The organism is Gordonia sp. SL306 (genome assembly GCF_026625785.1).
Lineage (GTDB): Bacteria > Actinomycetota > Actinomycetes > Mycobacteriales > Mycobacteriaceae > Gordonia.
In genome coordinates, this window is the sequence record NZ_CP113063.1 from 3,663,062 (window position 1) to 3,680,606 (window position 17,545).

Here is a 17,545-nt window from a genome sequence, read left to right on the forward strand (position 1 = left end):
CGGACCGCTTGTGCCGCACTTGGAGTGCACTTGTGCCCTCATCGACAAAGCTGTATCCGTTCCTCCCGGCGAGCGCGAAGAACGGATACAGCTCTGGTACGACGACCCGATCACACGGGCGTCATCTGTGCATCCCGCTGGGCGGGCATCGGTGCCTCCGTCGAACCGGCCTCGACATCCGGCTCGAGTCCGACCTGCGGCAGTATCCGGTCGAGCCACGCGGGCAGCCACCAGTTGACGCGCCCCAACAGCGACATGGTCGCCGGTACCAGGACCATCCGAACCAGGGTGGCGTCGAGGAAGACGGCCACCGCCATACCCAGACCCAGCATCTTCATCACGATGTCGGTCTCCGTCGCAAAGCTGAGGAACACCGCGACCATGATCGCCGCCGCAGTGGTGATGACCCGGCCGGTCTTGGCCAGCCCGCTGATGACGCTCGCCCGCGCGTCACCGGAGGTGAGCCAGTCCTCGCGGATGCGGGAGAGCAGGAACACCTCGTAATCCATCGAGAGGCCGAACAGGATCGCGAAGATGAGTATGGGCACCCAACTCGACACCGCGACCGGGTTGTCGACGCCGAGCAACGACAGGCCCCATCCCCACTGGAACACGGCGGTGATCACCCCATAGGCGGCGGCCACCGACAGAAGGTTCATCGCCGCGGCCTTCACCGGGACCACCACCGACCGGAACAACACGGTCAGCAGGATCACCGAGGCGACCACGACGAATCCGATCACCAACCACAGCCTGCGCTGCAGCATGTGCGAGATGTCGTCGTAGTAGGGGGTCTCGCCGGCCAGGATCGCGCCGTCGGGTAGACGCTCCCGGATATCCGAGAGCACGTCGCCGGTGGCCGCGGCCGCCGGATCGGCACCGATGGTGATCGGAGCGATCTCGATTGCGCCGTCGGGGGATTCGGTGACCGGTGCCACCGCGGTCACACCCGGGACGCGGGCGATGTCACGCAGCGCTGACATCAGCTGGTCGCGATCGGTCTCGGCCGACGGTGCGACGACCACGACGTCGGCATTGGTCCCCGGACCGAACTCGGCGGCCAGCAGGTCATGTGCGCGCCGCGTGGTCAGTTCCGTCGACTGGGCACCGGAATCCGATGGCCAGGTGCGCATCGCGGCGGCCGGCGCGGCCAACGTGACGAGCACGATCAGCGCCAGCAGGATCGCGACGACGGGCCGTTGCCCCACCCGTCCGGCCCAGCGAGCGGTCAGCGGCATGCGAGGCGCCACGCCGTCGGTTGCCGCGGGGAGGGGGCGCCTGGCCTTGCGCGGCACGATCCGGCGACCGGCCAGCCGGCACAGGGCGGGCACCACCACCAGGGTCGCGGCCAGCATCGCCACCACCGCGATCGCGGTGGCGAAACCGAACGACGAATACGTGGGCAGCCCGGCGAGCCGGAGGCCCATCAACGAGACGAGCACGGTGGTTGCGGCGAACGTCGCGGACCGGCCCGCGGTGGCGACCGACCGCGCGGCGGCCTCGACCGGATCGTGGCCGCGTCGGAGGAACTCGACGTGCCTGCTGACCACGAGCAGGGCGTAGTCGATCCCGACGCCCAACCCCACCATGCTCGCGACCATGGGCGCGGTGGGGCTCACGTTCATCACCCCGGCGAGCAGCATGACCCCGGCCGATCCCGCGATCAGCCCGGTGACCGCGGTGACGATCGGCAGACCGGCGGCGACCACCGATCCGAAGGCGAACACCATGATGAGCAGTGCGAGGGTGATCCCGATGATCTCCGCGTGTCCCTTGATCGGGGCGGCCGCGGTCTCGGGTACCGACCCGTTCATCTCGACCTGTAGGCCATCGTCGGTGGTGGGGGCGACGGCCTTCTCGAGGCCGTCGGCGTTGCCCATGATCGACCGGTCGGTGACCGGGACGTCGTACCCGACGGTGACGACCGCGGTGTCCCGATCGGCGCTGTACCGGGCGTCGCTGACGGTGGCCACGTGGTCCGTGTCGCCGAGCCGGTCACGCAGTCCGTCGATGGCGGACGCCGGAATGATCCCGTCGTCGGAGTGGACGACGATGCGCGCGAACGCATTTCCGGCGCCGGGCACGTGTTCGCGGAGTAGGTCGATCCCGACCTGGGAGGGGGTGCCGGTGACGTCCCAGTCCTCCTGGGTGTCACCGCCGAACGTGGCCGATGCGGCCAGGAGGATGCCGAGCGCGGAGACAAAACCGATCAGTGCTCGGATCGGATGGGCAGCATTGGCGTGCCCGATCCGGTACAGCAGGGTGGTCTTCATCGGAGTCCTTTCGATATGGGTCTGATCGTTAGGGTGGATTCCGTGACTTGTGGATCGCTTGGATGTGACTTGAGGCCGCTGCGAACGGTGGACGCGACAGGTCTCGACCGGTGTTCTTGAGCCCGAACGGGGTGGATCGCACGATCACCGACGCGGTGGTCGACGTACGCACCGACCTCCTCACCGACATCGCGCTCGTCGTCACGGCGACGGGCAACACCCTGGTGCTCACGACGGTCGTGGTGGTCGTCGTCCTCGGCCTCGTCGGCAATCATGCGTTTCCTGAGGCGATCCTGGTGGGGGCGGGTTCGTTTGCCGGCTACCTGCTGATGGTGGGTCTGAAGCATCTGTTCGCCCGACCCCGCCCACCGATCGCCGACCGCCTGCTCGACATCGACACCTACTCGTTCCCGTCTGGCCACGCGATGATGAGCACGATCGTGTTCGGACTGCTGGCCGTCGCGGCATATCGCCTCAGTGCCTGGGTACGTGACCATCCGGTGGTACTGCTGATCGCGCCCATCTGGGCGATCGCGATCGGGGGCACGCGTGTGTACCTCGGTGTGCACTGGACCACCGACGTGCTGGCGGGGTGGCTGATCGGTGCGGTCTGGGTCGCGGCGTGCGCCTGGCTGTGTGCGCATTGGGCGGCGACGCCGCAGCGACAACGCACGGACCGCCGCGCGGAACCCTGAGACAGGGATTCCTCCGCATTCACCGTTTCCGACCGACTACCGTCGCGAGTATGGATTTCGCCCTCTCCGCACGGTCGGCCGACCTGACCGATCGTGTGCGCACGTTCATGGCCGACGAGATCATTCCCGTCGAGGCGCAGGTGCACCGCGACATCGCGCGACGGCGCGAGTCCGGCGAGGACCGGTGGACGCCGCCCCCGATCCTCACCGAACTCAAGAGCAAGGCCCGCGCTGCCGGCCTGTGGAACCTGTTCCTGCCCAAGGAACATGCCGGCCGGTACGCCGCCGACTTCGGCACAGACGGGGGCGAAGGACTGTCCAACGTCGACTACGCACCGATCGCCGAGGCGATGGGGGCCTCGATGCTCGCCCCGCTGGTGTTCAACTGCAATGCCCCCGATACCGGCAACATGGAGGTGTTGCTGCGTTACGGCACCGAGCCGCAACGCGAACGGTGGCTGGAGCCCCTGCTGAAGGGTGAGATCCGCAGCGCCTTCTGCATGACCGAACCCGACGTCGCGTCGTCGGATGCGACGAACATGGCCGCCACTGCGATCCCTGACGGCGACGACGTGATCATCAACGGCACCAAGTGGTTCTCCACCGGCGTCGGCAATCCCGACTGCAGGATCTTGATCTTCATGGGGGTCACCGACGCGACCGCCGATCGGCATGCGCGGCACACGATGGTGCTCGTGCCGATCGACGCCCCCGGCGTCACGGTCGACCGCATGCTCACCACGATGGGCTACTTCGACGAACCGCTCGGACACGGCGAGGTGTCGTTCGACGACGTGCGGGTGCCTGCGTCGAACATCCTGCTGGGACCGGGAAGGGCGTTCGAGATCGCCCAGGGCCGACTGGGTCCCGGCCGCGTCCATCACTGCATGCGTGCCATCGGCCTCGCCGAACGCGCTCTCGAACTCGGTGTCCGTCGCTCGTTGGAGCGCACCGCATTCGGCCGGCCACTGGCCAAGCTGGGCGGCAACAGCGAACGTATCGCCGACGCCCGGATCGCCATCAACCGATCACGGCTCCTGGTCTTGCACGCGGCCTGGCTGCTGGATCAGGGGCTTTCGCGAGAAGCGGTCTCGGCGGTGAGCGAGATCAAGGTGGAGGTGCCCAACATGGCCCTCGACGTGATCGATCTGGCGATCCAGCTGCACGGCGGCGCGGGCCTCACCGACGATTTCCCGCTCGCGGCATCCTGGGTCGGCGCCCGAGCGCTGCGGCTGGCGGACGGACCGGACGAGGTGCACCGCGGTGTCGTCGCGCGGATCGAGCTGGGGAAGTATCGCGGATGAGTGGCGATGGATCGTGTCGGAGTCGGAGGGAGACAACATGAGCAGCCAGGTGGCGGGGGCCAAGGCGGTACGGGACGAGGATGCGTTCGACGTCGAGCGGGTGGCGCAGTGGTTGCGCGCGAATGCCGACGACGCAACAGGTCTCGACGGCACGCCGGAGGTCCGTCAGTTCTCCGGCGGCGCTTCGAATCTCACGTTCCAGCTGACCTATCCGGACCGGGAGGTCATTCTGCGCCGGGCGCCCAAGGGCACCAAAGCGCGGGGCGCGCACGACATGGGCCGCGAGTACCGCATCCAGTCGAAGCTCGCAGGCGTTCTGCCCTACGTGGCACCGATGGTTGCCTTCTGCGACGACGAGTCGGTGCTGGGCGCCGACTTCTATGTGATGGGCAAGATCGACGGCGTCATCCCCGGCAAGGAATGGCCCTCAGACGTCGCTCTGTCGGACGAACAGGCCCGCCAACTCTGCTTCACCTTCATCGACGTCCTCGTCGAACTCCATTCGGTCGACGTCGAGGCGGCCGGCCTCGCCGATCTCGGCAAGGGCCTCGGCTACGTCCGGCGCCAGGTCGACGGATGGTCGACCCGGTTCCGCAACGCCCGCACCGACGATGCGCCCGACTATGAATCGGTGATGGCGTGGCTTGACGAGAACCAGCCCGACGACGTCGCGAACTGTGTCATCCACAACGACTACAAGCTCGACAACGTCGTCCTGGCGACCGAGGATGTCACCCGCGTGGTCGGCATCCTCGACTGGGAGATGGCCACATTGGGTGATCCGCTGATGGATGTCGCCGGTTCGCTCGCGTACTGGGTGCAAGCCGACGATGACGAACAGCGGCAGATGATGCGCCGGGTGCCGACCAATCTGCCGGGCATGATCACCCGAGCCGAGTTCGTCGAATATTATTGCGAGCGAATGGGTTTCGCGATGACGCCCGATCGGTGGCGATGGTATGAGGTGTTCGGGTTCTTCCGATCCGCAGTGATCGCCCAGCAGATCTACTACCGCTATTACCACGGACAGACCACCAACGAGGCGTTCGCGATGCTCGGCGCAGCCGTTCACCTCATCGACGAGGAGATCGCGCGGCTGATGGCGCGTTGATCACCGGCCGGTGGCCGGGACCCTCGCCAGGAACGTGCCGATCTCCCGGGCGACCGCCGCCGGCTGGTCCAGCATCGACAACACGTACGCATCGTGGATCTCGGCGTACCGGGCGTTGGGGATCAGATCCGCGAGCCTTCGCCCGTGTTCGGGCGGCATCACCCGATTCTCCGGCGACCACAACACCAGTGCGTCGCCGCCGAATTCGGCGAGCGCTTCGGTGTCGCGGATCAGTTCCGCATCGGCGAACGTGGTCGCGGCGTACTTCTCCAGGTCGCGACGGACACCCGCGTTCGTCAGGCACGGATCGGTCCACCGGCGGACGACGTCGTCGGGGATCGGGCGCCGCACCATCCAGCCGAACAGCAACGGCGTGCGGCGCAGCCACCCGATCCGCAGCTGCCGAGCGGCGAGGGTGATCCCACCGGGGAGTTTTGTCGCAAGCGTGGCCATCCGGCCGGGGAGGCCGGGTGGGAAGTTGTCGAATGCCTCACACGGCAGCACCACCATCGCGTTGACCCGGTCGTCACGGCCGATCGCGGTGAGGAAGAGCCCGCCTCCCCAGTCGGCATGAACGAGCGTCACGTCGTGGAGGTCGAGTGCATCGAGGAAGTCGGCGACCAGGTCGACCATCCCGGGCAGTGCGAGGTCGGCATCCGGGTTCATCGCGACCCGGTGCCCGCCGAGCGGTAGGACCGGGCGGATGTACCGGAATCCCTTCGGGAGCAGCGGCAGCGTGGTGTCCCAGACGGTCTCGTCCATGAGCAGGCCGTGCAGCAGCACCACGGGCGGACCGTCCCCATCATCGGTGTATTCGATCGTGCCGGCGGGTAACCGAACCTGCATCATGATGAACTCCTTCTCGTGGCGTCCGTCTGGAGTAGTCTCTCTAGAGAAATCACTCTAGAGCAAATGATCTAGGATGTGAACCGTGCAGACAGATCAGCGCATCACCGTGGCGATGGCGGAGCTCCTACGTCGGCAGGGCTACGCCGGGACCGGGATCAAGCAGGTCATCGAGGCGGCGGGTGTGCCGAACGGCTCGCTGTACCACCACTTCCCGGGCGGCAAGAGCGAGATCGCCGGGGTGGCGCTGCGGACCATGGGCGCTGCCTACGCCGAGCTGGTCGGCGGGCTGCTCGCCGACGGCGACGATCTGCCTGCCGCCATCGAGCGTGCCTTCGACGCCGCCGCGGACGACATCGAGAGCACGGGCTGGGTCAACATGTGCCCGGTCGGAACGATCGCCGGCGAGGTCGCCGACGCCGAGCCCGCCCTGCGTGAGGTGGCGGCCGAGATCTTCGTCTCGTGGATCGACGGCGGTACGGAACTCGTCGTGGGCCGGGGGTACGCCACTGACGACGCCCGCGGGTTGGTGACGGCGCTCGTGGCCGCGCTCGAAGGGGCCTTTGTGATGGCTCGGACACTCCGGTCGACCGAACCGCTGCGTGGTGCCGGTCGCGCGATGGCTGCGTATGCCTCGTCGCTGCCGGTCGGTGTGCGGTCGTGAGCGAGCAGGCCGGCCGCGCCTTGACCTTCACGTTGGTGGAAACCCCAGCATTGTCGTCATGACCAACGACGACCTCCTCACCATCAGTGTCTTCGCGCGGGCCTGCGGCCTGACCGCGAGCGCGCTGCGCTTCTACGCCGACTCCGGGTTGCTCGAGCCCGCATTCGTCGACGACGCCACCGGTTACCGCTACTACACGCAGGAACAGCTGGACGGTGCCGTGTTGGTCCGGCGCCTGCGCGAGATGGGGATGCCGTTGTCGCGCTTACGCGATGTGATCGACAGTGGCGACCCGCGATCGGCCGCCGATCTGATCGACGATCACCTGGCGGAACTCGCGGCCAGAGTGCGCAGTGCGACGGAGATCGCCGAAGTGGCCAAAGAGTCGTTGTCGGCACCGGCGCGGGCCGCGACGGTGCATGTGGACCTCAGCGGTATCCGCCTCGCCGCGGCGCTCGAACAGGTACTGACGGCGACAATCGTCGATGCTGAGTTCCCGCTGCTGAACGGGGTGCACGTGGTGGTGGGGGCCGGTGCGATCACGCTGGTGGCGACCGATCGACTCCGGTTGACGACGCGGACGCTCGCGACGAACGGTGGAACCGGCGACACCTGGTCGGCCACCATCGACGCCGACGAACTGCGGTCGACGTTGTCGTGGGTCCGGCGACAGCATCAGGTGTCGCTCACCGATGGTGACGGGACTGTCGAGATCACCTCGGAGGCCGGAGTCCGACGGTGCCGGACGTTGGACGTCGGGTTCCCCGATCATGAGGAGATGCTGAGGTCACTGCCGCCGAGTGTGACTCGCGCCGTGGTCTCGGCTGGCCGGTTGCTCGATGTCGTCGAGCAGTTCCGCTCGAGGTACCTGCGACTCGAGATCGGCTCGTCCGGAGACGATTTCGTGGTCTCGGGAGGAGCGGACGAGCCGGCCGTGGCGGTCGCGGCGTCGGTCAGTGGTCCGGCCATCGGTCTCGACTTCGATGTGGTGACCCTGCATCCCGCCCTCGGGGGTGCGATCGGTCCCGAGGTGATGCTCGAGTTCTCCGGGCCGGAGTACCCGATGATCGTGCGGTCCGCCGACAGTGGCGATCTGACCACCGTCGCGATGCCGGTCCGGGTGAGCTGATCGGCGGTGCTCGTCGTCAGATCCGCGCGAGGTAGTCGTCGAGTCGATCCGCGACGACCAACGCGGGCAACGTGAATCGCAGTTGCGCGGCGATGTAGCTGTCCAGGGCGAACGCGGTTGATGATCGGCCGGTTCGCCTCGTTCCCGGGGCCGGTGCGAAATGCCAGTGCTTCAGGGCCCAGCCGTGGGCGAGCATCATCAGGTCGAACACCACCAGATCGGCGTCGACCTCGTTCATCAGGCCGGCGTCCACGCCTGCGGCGATCGCATCGCGCATCGGCGCCGACGTCTCCACCTCGAGCTCTTTGATGCGCTCACGGCCGGCGGCATCGAGGGTGCGGCTCTCTCGATACGTCAGGACGACGGCGTCGCGGTTCTCGTCGACGATGGTCGTGTACTGCCGGAAGCCGGCGACCAGCCGGATCACCGGGTCGTCGCCTGCCTCATCCATCGCCGGCTGCAGCTGGTCGCGAAAGGTCTCGAGAATGTCGACGATGGACGCCAGGAGGATGTCTTCTTTGCTGCCGAAATACTTGTAGAAGAGGCCGACGCTGACCTGCGCCTCGTCGGCGAGCGCCTGCATCGACATCTGGTGGAAGCCGGTGCGACCCATCACCGTGACGGCGGCGTCGAGAAGCTGTCGACGTCGCGACGACGCGCGAACGGCACGCACCGCCTCGGCCACGTCCACCGACGTCGTCGCTCCTGAACCCGTCACGGCTGCCATCCTCTCAGATGCCCAGATCCTTGGCGACGATCGTTTTCATGATCTCGGTGGTGCCCCCGTAGATCGCCTGGATGCGCGCGTCGACAAAGGCGCGTGACACCGGGTACTCGCGCATGTACCCGTAGCCGCCGTGCAGCTGGAGGCAGCGATCGGCGGTCCGCACCTGCAACTCGGTGGTCCACCACTTCAGTTTCGCCGCGCGGGCCGCGGACAGCGTGCCCTCGACGTGCTCGGCGATGCAGTCGTCGAGGAAGGTACGGGCGATGTCGAGTTCGGTAGCCAGCTCGGCCAGCACGAACTGGGTGTTCTGGAATGATGCAACCGGCGAGCCGAACGCCGTGCGCTCCTTCACGTAGTCGAGCGTGCGGGCGAACGTTCCCTCGGCAGCGGCGACCGCTCCGATCGACAGCGAGAGTCGTTCCTGCGGAAGGTTGTGGACCAGCTGATAGAAGCCACGTCCCTCCTCGCCGAGACGGTTCGCGACCGGCACGCGCATGTCGGTGAACGAGAGCTCGCTGGTGTCCTGGGCGTGCAGGCCGATCTTGTCGAGGTTGCGTCCGCGTTCGAAACCCGGTGTGCAGGCGTCGACGACGAACAGGGTCAGTCCCTTGTGCTTCTCCGGACTCGTCCGGGCGGCGACGACGAACAGATCGCCGTTGCGCCCGTTGGAGATGAACGTCTTGGATCCGTTGACCACGTAGTGGTCGCCGTCGAGCACCGCCGATGTCCGGATGCCGGTGAGATCGCTGCCTGCGCCCGGCTCGGTCATCGCGATAGCGAGCACGGTCTCGCCGGAGACCACGCCAGGCAGCCACCGCGACTTCTGATCATCGTCGGTCATCGCCACGAGATAGGGCAGGACCACGTCGTTCTGGAGCGAGAACGCGATCGCCTCGGCTGCCGCGCCGGTCCGGGCGGTCTCCTCGATGACGATCGCGTTGTACCGGAAGTCGTCGACTCCCGGGCCGCCGAACTCCTCCGGCACCGTGAACCCGAGCAGTCCGTTCTTGCCCGCCTCGGTGAAGAGGCTGCGGTCCCACTGGCCGGTCTGCTCCCAGGACTCGTGGGCCGGGCTGATCTGATCGGCGACGAACTTGGCAACGGTCTCGCGAAAGTGCTTGTGCTCGATGTGGTGTGTCAGTGCGCTCATGGTGTTCCTCGTCGAGGTGGTGGTTGGCGTGGTCGTGTCTGCGATGAGATCCGGTGGTCACACGGGGTTTCGATACGTGGCGGACTCGGTTTCGATATGCGTCGGACTCGCTCCGCTCGCGCGTCGCTACTCAACCGGCGGGTTGGGCGAGGCGCCGGTCCTGCTGGTCGAGTAGGCACCGAGCGAAGCGAGGCGCCGTATCGAGACCACACCCACGCTTCACCGCGATGGTGCGGTCTCGGGAACCGCGAACGCCCCGGCGGCCATCTCGATCGCCGCGTTCTCGGTTGCCTTGTAGTGCAGCTTCTTCCCGGTCGCCGAGACCGGCAGCGAGTCGATGAACCGATACGCCCGCGGGCGTTTGAACTGCGACAGCATCGGGTGCGCTCGGCAGTACGCGTCGAGCGCTGCCACGCTGGGCGACGCGCCGTCGGCCGGCAGGACGTACGCGACCACCAGCTGCCCCCAGCGGTCGTCCGGGACCCCGACGACGAGCGAGTCGGCGACGTCGGGATGGCCGTTGAGTGCCTCCTCCACCTGGACCGGATGGACGTTCTCACCACCGGAGATGAGCATGTCGTCCTTGCGGCCCACGATCGTCACGAACTCGTCGGCGTCCCAGGTGGCCAGATCACCGATGTGCAGCCAGCTGCCGTGGTACTTTGCCTTCTCCTGACTCGGTGAATCGTAATAGGCGGCCGCGCATTTCGGTGATCGGATGATCACCTCGCCGACTTCGGCCCCGTCGCGGGCGACCACCTCGTCGGGCCCGGCGAGACGTCCGTCGTCGTGCACCGTGACCACGCGGACGTCGTCGTCGATGCAGGCACGACCGGCGGTCCCGGCACGGTCCGGCAGGTCGGTGGGTCGCAGGAAGGTGTTCCAGAATCCCTCGGTGCTCCCGTAGCCGTTGAAGATCCGCGGGGTGAGGATCTCCTGGTAGCGCAGCGTCGCCTCACGTTCCAGCGGTGCGCCCATGGTGACGATGCCGTTGAGGCTGGACAGATCTCGTGGTTTCGCCTGCTGGGCGGTGGCGAGCATGGCCAGATTGGTCGGCGCACCGATCAGGAAGGTCAGCCGGTACTTCTCCACCCAGTCGAGGGTCTGGTCCGGATCGAACGCCCGCATCGGCACCAGCGACGACCCGAGATAGAAGGTCGGGTTCGGTCCCGCGCAGTAGAGGCCGCCCCGATGGAACCAGGGCGTCATGTTCAGGGTGCGGTCCTCGGGCGACAGCGGGAAAGCCATGATGACGTCATGCGCGGAGAAGATCTCGATCGCGCTGTTCATCGGTACCGCCTTGGGCATGCCCGTGGTACCCGAGGTGTACAGGCGGGTGGTCTCGTCGAAGACCGTGCGGGGGATCGTCGGCGGATTCGGCTCGATGTCGGTGAGCGCGGCGAATCGCAACGACGTCGGGGCGTCGATGAGTGCGCCGTCGCCGACCCCGATCAGGACGTCGGGTGTGTGGTCGGCGCGTGCGATCGCCTCGGCCACCATCGGGGTGAGATCTGTTTCGTAGACATAGATCCGGGGTCGGCTGATGTCGAGGATCACCGCTGTCTCGCCGGCGGCCAGTCGGAAGTTCACCGGCGAACCCACCACTCCGGTCGCCTGCGTCGCCAGATACAGCTGCGCGAATTCCGGACCGTTGAGCAACTGGTACGCGATCACATCGCCGGGCTCCACGCCGAGGCCGGTGAGAGCGGTCGCAATGCGGTCGACCGCGTCGCCCAGCTGTGCGTAGGTCCATTCGGTATCGTTGACCGGGTCGATCATCGCGGTGGCATCGGCATAGCGGTTGACGTTGCGGCGGAAGCCGTTCAGGTAGGTGAATTCGTTCTCGAAGAAGCTCCGGTACTGATGGGCGTCGTAGACGTATTTTGAGTCGCTTGTGCTCATGGCGAGGTCTCCGGTGATCCGTTGAGTGGCCGGTCAACCGGCCATGGTGAGTCCGCCGCTGACACTGATCACCTGTCCGGTGATGAACGACGCTGCGGGAGAGGCGAAGAACAGAACGGGCGCGGCGACTTCGTCGGGGCGGGCGAGGCGCCGGAACGGGATCGCCTTGATCAGGGCCGCTTTCAGCTTGTCGTCCTGGGCCTGGAAGAGCGGGGTGTCGGTGGGACCGGGGCACACCGCGTTCACCGTGATCTGGTGACGGGCCATTTCGCGGGCCAAGGACTTGGACAATGCGATCACCCCGCCCTTGGCGCCGGCATAGATGCTCTCGCCGGAGCTCCCGACCCGGCCGGCATCGGAGGCGAGGTTGATGACCCGCCCACCCTGCCAGTCGTGACGTTTCGATGCCTCGACCATCCCGGGCAGGAAGGCGCTGGCCGTGTGCACCGGACCGAGGTAGTTGATCGCGACCACCTTCTCGGCGAACTCTGTTGTCGCGTTGAGGAATTGGCCGGTGCGGTCCCAGCCTGCGGCGTTGACCAGGATGTCGGGGACACCGACCTCCGCGTCGACTGCGTCGCGTAACGCGTCGACCGTGGCGCGGTCCGCGACGTCGACGCCCATCGGGATGATCTTCGCGTTGTGCTCGGCGGTCTGTTTCGCCGCGTCGAGATTCAGGTCCGCGGCCACCACGGTGGTGCCCCGTTCGGCGAACCCGAGGGCGACGGCCCGGCCGATCCCGGATCCGGCGCCGGTGACGACGGCGATGCTGGTGGTGCTCATGATGGATGACTCCTGGTGGTCGAGGTGGCTTCGGCGGTCAGGCGCCGACGTACTTGTTGAACTCGGGTTGACGCTTGTCGGCGAACGCCTGGGCCCCCTCGAGACCTTCGGGGGAGTGGGTGAACAGGTCGAGTGCGCTCATCGCCATGTTGGACAGGCCTGCCTGGTGATCGGTGTCGGCGTTGAAGCTCTGCTTGAGGAATCTGATGGTGGTCGGTGACTTCTCGGCGATCTCGGCGGCGACCTTCTTGGCCTCGTCGAGCAGGTCGGCGGCCGGCACGACCCAGTTGACCAGGCCCCAGCGCTCGGCGGTCTCGGCGTCGTATTGGCGGCACAGGTACCAGATCTCGCGTGCCCGCTTCTCGCCGACGATGCGCGCGAGGAAGGCGGAGCCGAAGCCCGCGTCGAAGGAACCAACCTTGGGCCCCGACTGTCCGAATCGGGCGGTGTCCGCGGCGATGGTGAGGTCGCAGAGCACGTGGAGGACGTGCCCACCACCGATGGCCAGACCGTTGACCGCGGCGATGACCGGCTTGGGGATATCGCGAATTATCTTGTGCAGGTTGCCGATCTCGAACATCCCGCTCTCCGATGGCCCGTAGTCGCCGGTCTCGGCGCGCTGCTTGACGTCGCCCCCGGTACAGAAGGCCTTCTCGCCGGCGCCGGTGAGGATCACGGTCTGGACGCCCTTGTCGGCCCACGCGCGACGGAAGGCGCTGATCATCTCCTCGACGGTCTTCGCCCGAAAGGCGTTGTACCGCTGCGGGCGATTCATCATGATGATCGCGGTCGGGCCCTCGACGGTGTACTCGATGTCGTCGTAATCCATGTCTCCCACTCCTTCTGTCGTCGCGGTATGTGACCGCGCTTTCATAGTGAATGAACGTACATTCACCAATAAAGGCGTGTCAAGGGTCACACCGGGCCGAGGCCCGGCGCCGTGAGGGGGCCGACTCAGAACGGTGGTGAGCTGGTGATGAGGAATCGCGCGGGTCGGTCGGCGCGGTTGTGCCAGCGGTGGCGGACGGTCGCGGCGTAATACAGAACGTCGCCGGGGGCGAGTCGATAGGTGACTGCGCCGACTTCGATCTCCAGCAGGCCGTCGAGAACGTAGACGAACTCCTCGCCGGCATGCTCGGTCGCCGACGACGCCGAAGTGCCTGGGCCGGCGGTGATCTCGTTGGCCGCCATCACCGCGCTGCGACGTGCGCACCGGCGCATGGTGGCCCCGGGGGACGCCTCGAGCAGCGGTCCGTCGGCGGCGCGCACCAGGGACACGTCGTCATCGGGAGGGCTCAGCAGCTCGTGAGCGGTCGTTCCGAGCGACCGGGCGATGGTGTGCAGATTGAGGATGCTGGGAACGGTGTGTCCGTTCTCGGACTGCGACAGAAAGGACTGGGACAACCCGGTGCGCTGGGCGAGCGCCTGGAGGGTCAGCCCGGCGTTCTTGCGGGCGGATCGGATGGCGGCGCCGAGCGTGACGGCGAGCGCAGACGCGTCCTCGTTCTGATCCCCGACATCGGGCGCCGCCTCGTGCACGCGTCTCACGGTAATGGAGTGCAGCGGTGTATGCGCAGCGTGCGGCGCCGCGGGGGACGTTTACACGGCGGTCACAATATGGGTAGCACTGAAGAAATATTCGATCTGTTCAATATCGACTGCCCGCTCCTCAACGCTCAACGGAGAACACATGTCGGAACACACGGTCGATGTCAGACCCCAATGGGGACGCTTGGTCGCGTTCGCCATGCAGCACGTCCTCATCATGTATACGGGATGCATCACGGTGCCCTTGGTCTTCGGTGCCGCGGTCGGGCTCGACAGCTCTGACATCGCGTTCTTGATCAGCGCCGACCTGCTCGTCGCCGGCATCGTGACGGCGCTGCAGAGCTTCGGATTGGGTCGCATCGTCGGCGTCAGACTCCCGATCGTGTGCGGCGCGACCTTCAGCGGGCTGACGCCGATGATCCTGATCGCGCAGAAGTACGGCCTGCAGGCCGTCTACGGCTCGATGCTCATCGGCGGCGTCGTGGGGCTGGCGCTCGCGATCCCGTTCTCGCGGGTGATCCGGTTCTTTCCCGCTCTGGTCACCGGCAGCGTGCTCACGGTCATCGGGCTGTCCCTGATCGGCGTGGCGGGTGGTCTCATCGTCGGGTCCGATTCGGCGGCACCGGATTACGCCTCCCCTCGGAACCTGCTGGTGGCCGCGGTCGTCGTGGTGGTCGCGCTGGGGCTGTTGTGCCTCGGGAGAGGGTTGTGGTCGCAGCTGGCCGTGCTCATCGCCCTCATCGCGGGCACCGCTCTCGCCGCGAGCCTGGGGATGTTCGATCTCGGTGCGCTCGGTTCCGCCTCCTGGGTGGGATTCCCCGCGCCCTTCCACTTCGGCGTCCCGCACTTCCCGATCGCCGCGGTGGTGTCGATGAGCATCGTCATGACCGTGGTGTTCGCCGAATCCACGGCCAGCATGCTCGCCGTCTCGGAGATCACCGGCAAGAAGCTCAGCACCGGGGACCTCGCTCGGGGACTCGTCGGAGACGGGATCTCGGGTGTGCTCGGCGGCATCTTCGCCGGCTTCATCGACACCGTCTTCGGGCAGAACGTCGGCGCGGTGGCCACCAGTCGCATGCACAGCCGGTTCGTCACCGGTGCCAGCGGGTTGATCCTCATCGTGTTGGCCCTGATCCCGAAGATGGGTGCCTCGGTCGCGGCGCTCCCCGGCCCGGTTGTCGGCGGCGTCGGGCTCGTGTTGTTCGGCACGGTCACGATGATCGGCATCCGGACGCTCGCCCAGATCGACCTCAACGATCATGTCAACGTGGCGATCGCCGCGACGTCGATCGGGATCGGATTGCTGCCCGAATACGTCCCGGACATGCTCGAACGGCTTCCCGATGCCATGCAGATCATCTTCGGCAGCGGTATCACCCTCACGGCGATCGTGGCTTTCACGCTCAATCTCGTGTTCCGCCACTCACCCTTGCGCAGGCGTGTCGCCGCGGAGCCGGTGACGAACGAGACCACCGACATCGTGGTCGTCCCCGCAGAACAGCCGGCCACCGTGAAAGGCAGCGCATAGATGAGTCAGCCCGAACCCGGCGACCCCTTCGTCGTCCCGACCGTCGACATCTCGGCCTATGTCGGTGAGGGGTCGACGACAGCGCGCCGCGACGTGGCGCGTGCGATCGATGATGCCTGTGCCACGGTCGGTTTCATCCAGATCGTCGGCCACGGCATCCCCGATCCCGTGATCGAGGGCCTCACGTCGGCCGTCGACGACTTCTTCGGTCTCCGCCCCGAGGACAAGAAGCGGTATCGCGTGCCCGGCGCCAACCGCGGCTACACGGCACCCAAGACGGAGTCACTGAGCCTCAGTGCCGGCGTCGAGTCGGCCTCGCGGATGAACGACTTCTTCGAAGCGTTCAACGTCGGTGTGGAGGCCAGATCCTTCACCGGACTCGATCTCGACGAAGCGGACTACGGCATCAACCTGTGGCCCGACATCGACGGGTACCGTGCGCGGATCGAGGCGTACTTCCAGGCGGCGCAACGTGTGGCCGGCACGCTCACGAGGATCTTCGCCGACGCGCTCGGAGAAGAACCCGACTTCTTCGAGCGGCTCACCGATCACTCGATCGATGTGCTGCGGATGAACAACTACGCGCTGCCGCCGGGCACCGACGTCACGCTCGACGGCGACCTCACCGGCATGGGTGAGCACACCGATTTCGGCATCGTCACCGTGCTGTGGGCCGATCAGGTCCGAGGGCTGCAGGTACTCGCACGCGATGGATCGTGGCACGACGTGGAACCCGCCGACGGCGCGTTGCTGGTCAATCTGGGCGACCTGACGGCCCGTCTCACCAACGACCGCTGGATGTCCACACTGCACCGCGTGAGGCCGCCGGTGGTCGATGGCACCATCGAGCGTCGTCGGTCCGTGGCGTTCTTCCATGACGGCAACGCCGACGCGGTCATCTCGACCTTGGCCAGTCACCTCGAGTACGACAACGGGCTCGCCTACGAGCCGATCACAGTGACCGATCACATCGCCGCGAAACTGGCCGGATCGCGCGGCGGGAAACTCAATTCCGCCGCGGTCCGGGAGGCCACCCGAGTGTTGCAGGCCGCCGAGAAATGATGACGCGCAACCCGGCCGCGGTTCTCATCCACGGCGCCTGGGCCGGCCCCTGGGTCTGGGACCTGGTGACGCCGTACCTGGCCGAGGCCGGGATCGATACGCGGTGTCCGGACCTTCCGGGGTCGGGTACCTGGGAGCCGTTCGAGGCCGTCGCACTACCGGACCTGGTGGACCATGTCGTCGGGGAGCTCGGCGACATCGAGGGGCCGATGGTCGTGATCGGCCACAGCGGCGGTGGCGTGGTGGCGACCGCCGTCGCCGAACGGCTCTGCCGGACAGGCGATACGCGGCCGGCCGGCCTCGGTGTCGTCGCGGGGATGATGCTGCCCGCCGGGATGGATTTCGGCGAGTTGTGTGACGCCGCAGGACTGACTGCGCCGGTGGGCATCTCGGCTTTCACGGAACCGACCGCGGACGGTCGGGGAACCATCGTCGGTGCGGCGGCCGCCGCAGCGGTCTTCTTCCATGACGCCCCGCCCGCATTGTCGGTGAATGCGGCCCGCCGTCTGGTGCCGCAGCTGGAGAGCGCACGGCTGATCGCGCCGGACTGGACGCCCGACGGTGCCGGCGCGTTGCCGAGGCTCTATGTGGAGGCCACGCGGGATCGTTCGGTGCCACTGGCCGCGCAGCGCGCGATGCAGCGATTGAGTCCGGGAGCGCGGATCGTGACACTGGAATCCGACCACGCCCCGCAGTTGTCACGGCCCGCCGAGTTGAGCCGGATCCTGGCGGAGTTCGTCCTCGACGTCCGGGATCGGGCCGAACCGTCGCGATCGCCGGTGCCCGCGGGCGCCGATCGGTGATGAGCCGCACGGGCTCCCGA

General features: G+C 67.0%; 16 protein-coding genes. 8 read left to right on the forward strand and 8 right to left on the reverse strand.

The genetic code is table 11. The features are described 5' to 3' along the window. Positions 1-110 precede the first annotated feature (110 nt). Positions 111-2,273: an MMPL family transporter gene (locus OVA31_RS16805; protein ID WP_267627738.1), complete on the reverse strand. Its 2,163-nt coding sequence runs from the start codon at positions 2,271-2,273 to the stop codon at positions 111-113. Positions 2,274-2,383: 110 nt separating this feature from the next. Between OVA31_RS16805 and OVA31_RS16810 the strand changes: the two genes are divergently transcribed. From OVA31_RS16810 to OVA31_RS16820, 3 genes are read left to right on the forward strand one after another with little or no spacing between them, the layout of a single operon-like run. Beyond that, a complete protein-coding gene (locus tag OVA31_RS16810; RefSeq protein ID WP_267627739.1) occupies positions 2,384-2,968 on the forward strand; it encodes a phosphatase PAP2 family protein in 585 nt (194 codons plus the stop codon). Positions 2,969-3,018: 50 nt separating this feature from the next. After that, a complete protein-coding gene (locus OVA31_RS16815) occupies positions 3,019-4,272 on the forward strand; it encodes an acyl-CoA dehydrogenase family protein (RefSeq protein WP_267627741.1) in 1,254 nt (417 codons plus the stop codon). 37 nt (positions 4,273-4,309) lie between these two features. After that, a complete protein-coding gene (locus OVA31_RS16820; RefSeq protein WP_267627742.1) occupies positions 4,310-5,383 on the forward strand; it encodes a phosphotransferase family protein in 1,074 nt (357 codons plus the stop codon). On the opposite strand, the gene OVA31_RS16825 is transcribed toward OVA31_RS16820, so the two are convergent. Further along, on the reverse strand, positions 5,384-6,232 hold the full coding sequence (locus OVA31_RS16825) for an alpha/beta fold hydrolase (RefSeq protein ID WP_267627744.1): 849 nt from the start codon (positions 6,230-6,232) through the stop codon (positions 5,384-5,386). Between the two features lie 82 nt (positions 6,233-6,314). Between OVA31_RS16825 and OVA31_RS16830 the strand changes: the two genes are divergently transcribed. Together OVA31_RS16830 and OVA31_RS16835 are read left to right on the forward strand one after the other, a co-directional pair. Beyond that, on the forward strand, positions 6,315-6,893 hold the full coding sequence (locus tag OVA31_RS16830; protein ID WP_267627745.1) for a TetR/AcrR family transcriptional regulator: 579 nt from the start codon (positions 6,315-6,317) through the stop codon (positions 6,891-6,893). Between the two features lie 58 nt (positions 6,894-6,951). Then, the gene (locus OVA31_RS16835; protein WP_267627746.1) at positions 6,952-8,022 is read left to right on the forward strand and encodes a MerR family transcriptional regulator; all 1,071 of its coding nucleotides are present in this window, start codon (positions 6,952-6,954) and stop codon (positions 8,020-8,022) included. Positions 8,023-8,038: 16 nt separating this feature from the next. On the opposite strand, the gene OVA31_RS16840 is transcribed toward OVA31_RS16835, so the two are convergent. From OVA31_RS16840 to OVA31_RS16865, 6 genes are all read right to left on the reverse strand, one after another. Next, positions 8,039-8,749 (reverse strand): TetR/AcrR family transcriptional regulator, encoded by a 711-nt coding sequence (locus OVA31_RS16840; RefSeq protein WP_420714058.1) that lies wholly within the window; start codon positions 8,747-8,749, stop codon positions 8,039-8,041. A 4-nt stretch (positions 8,750-8,753) separates the two neighbouring features. Further along, on the reverse strand, positions 8,754-9,899 hold the full coding sequence (locus OVA31_RS16845; protein WP_267627749.1) for an acyl-CoA dehydrogenase family protein: 1,146 nt from the start codon (positions 9,897-9,899) through the stop codon (positions 8,754-8,756). A gap of 219 nt (positions 9,900-10,118) precedes the next feature. Continuing rightward, positions 10,119-11,801 carry a class I adenylate-forming enzyme family protein gene (locus tag OVA31_RS16850; protein ID WP_267627751.1) on the reverse strand — a complete coding sequence of 561 codons (1,683 nt, stop codon included), beginning with the start codon at positions 11,799-11,801 and terminating at the stop codon, positions 10,119-10,121. Between the two features lie 33 nt (positions 11,802-11,834). Then, positions 11,835-12,584, reverse strand: coding sequence for an SDR family NAD(P)-dependent oxidoreductase (locus OVA31_RS16855; RefSeq protein ID WP_267627752.1), 750 nt, complete (start codon positions 12,582-12,584; stop codon positions 11,835-11,837). A gap of 37 nt (positions 12,585-12,621) precedes the next feature. Continuing rightward, positions 12,622-13,413 carry an enoyl-CoA hydratase-related protein gene (locus OVA31_RS16860; protein WP_267627753.1) on the reverse strand — a complete coding sequence of 264 codons (792 nt, stop codon included), beginning with the start codon at positions 13,411-13,413 and terminating at the stop codon, positions 12,622-12,624. A gap of 125 nt (positions 13,414-13,538) precedes the next feature. Beyond that, positions 13,539-14,123 (reverse strand): helix-turn-helix domain-containing protein, encoded by a 585-nt coding sequence (locus tag OVA31_RS16865; protein WP_267627755.1) that lies wholly within the window; start codon positions 14,121-14,123, stop codon positions 13,539-13,541. Between the two features lie 151 nt (positions 14,124-14,274). On the opposite strand from OVA31_RS16865, the gene OVA31_RS16870 reads away from it, so the two are divergent. From OVA31_RS16870 to OVA31_RS16880, 3 genes are read left to right on the forward strand one after another with little or no spacing between them, the layout of a single operon-like run. After that, positions 14,275-15,660 (forward strand): nucleobase:cation symporter-2 family protein, encoded by a 1,386-nt coding sequence (locus OVA31_RS16870; RefSeq protein ID WP_267627756.1) that lies wholly within the window; start codon positions 14,275-14,277, stop codon positions 15,658-15,660. Continuing rightward, positions 15,661-16,722 (forward strand): isopenicillin N synthase family dioxygenase, encoded by a 1,062-nt coding sequence (locus OVA31_RS16875; protein ID WP_267627757.1) that lies wholly within the window; start codon positions 15,661-15,663, stop codon positions 16,720-16,722. After that, positions 16,722-17,525, forward strand: a complete 804-nt coding sequence (locus OVA31_RS16880) for an alpha/beta fold hydrolase (protein ID WP_267627758.1) — start codon at positions 16,722-16,724, stop codon at positions 17,523-17,525. The genes OVA31_RS16875 and OVA31_RS16880 overlap by 1 nt, the downstream gene beginning before the upstream one ends. Positions 17,526-17,545: the final 20 nt, after the last annotated feature.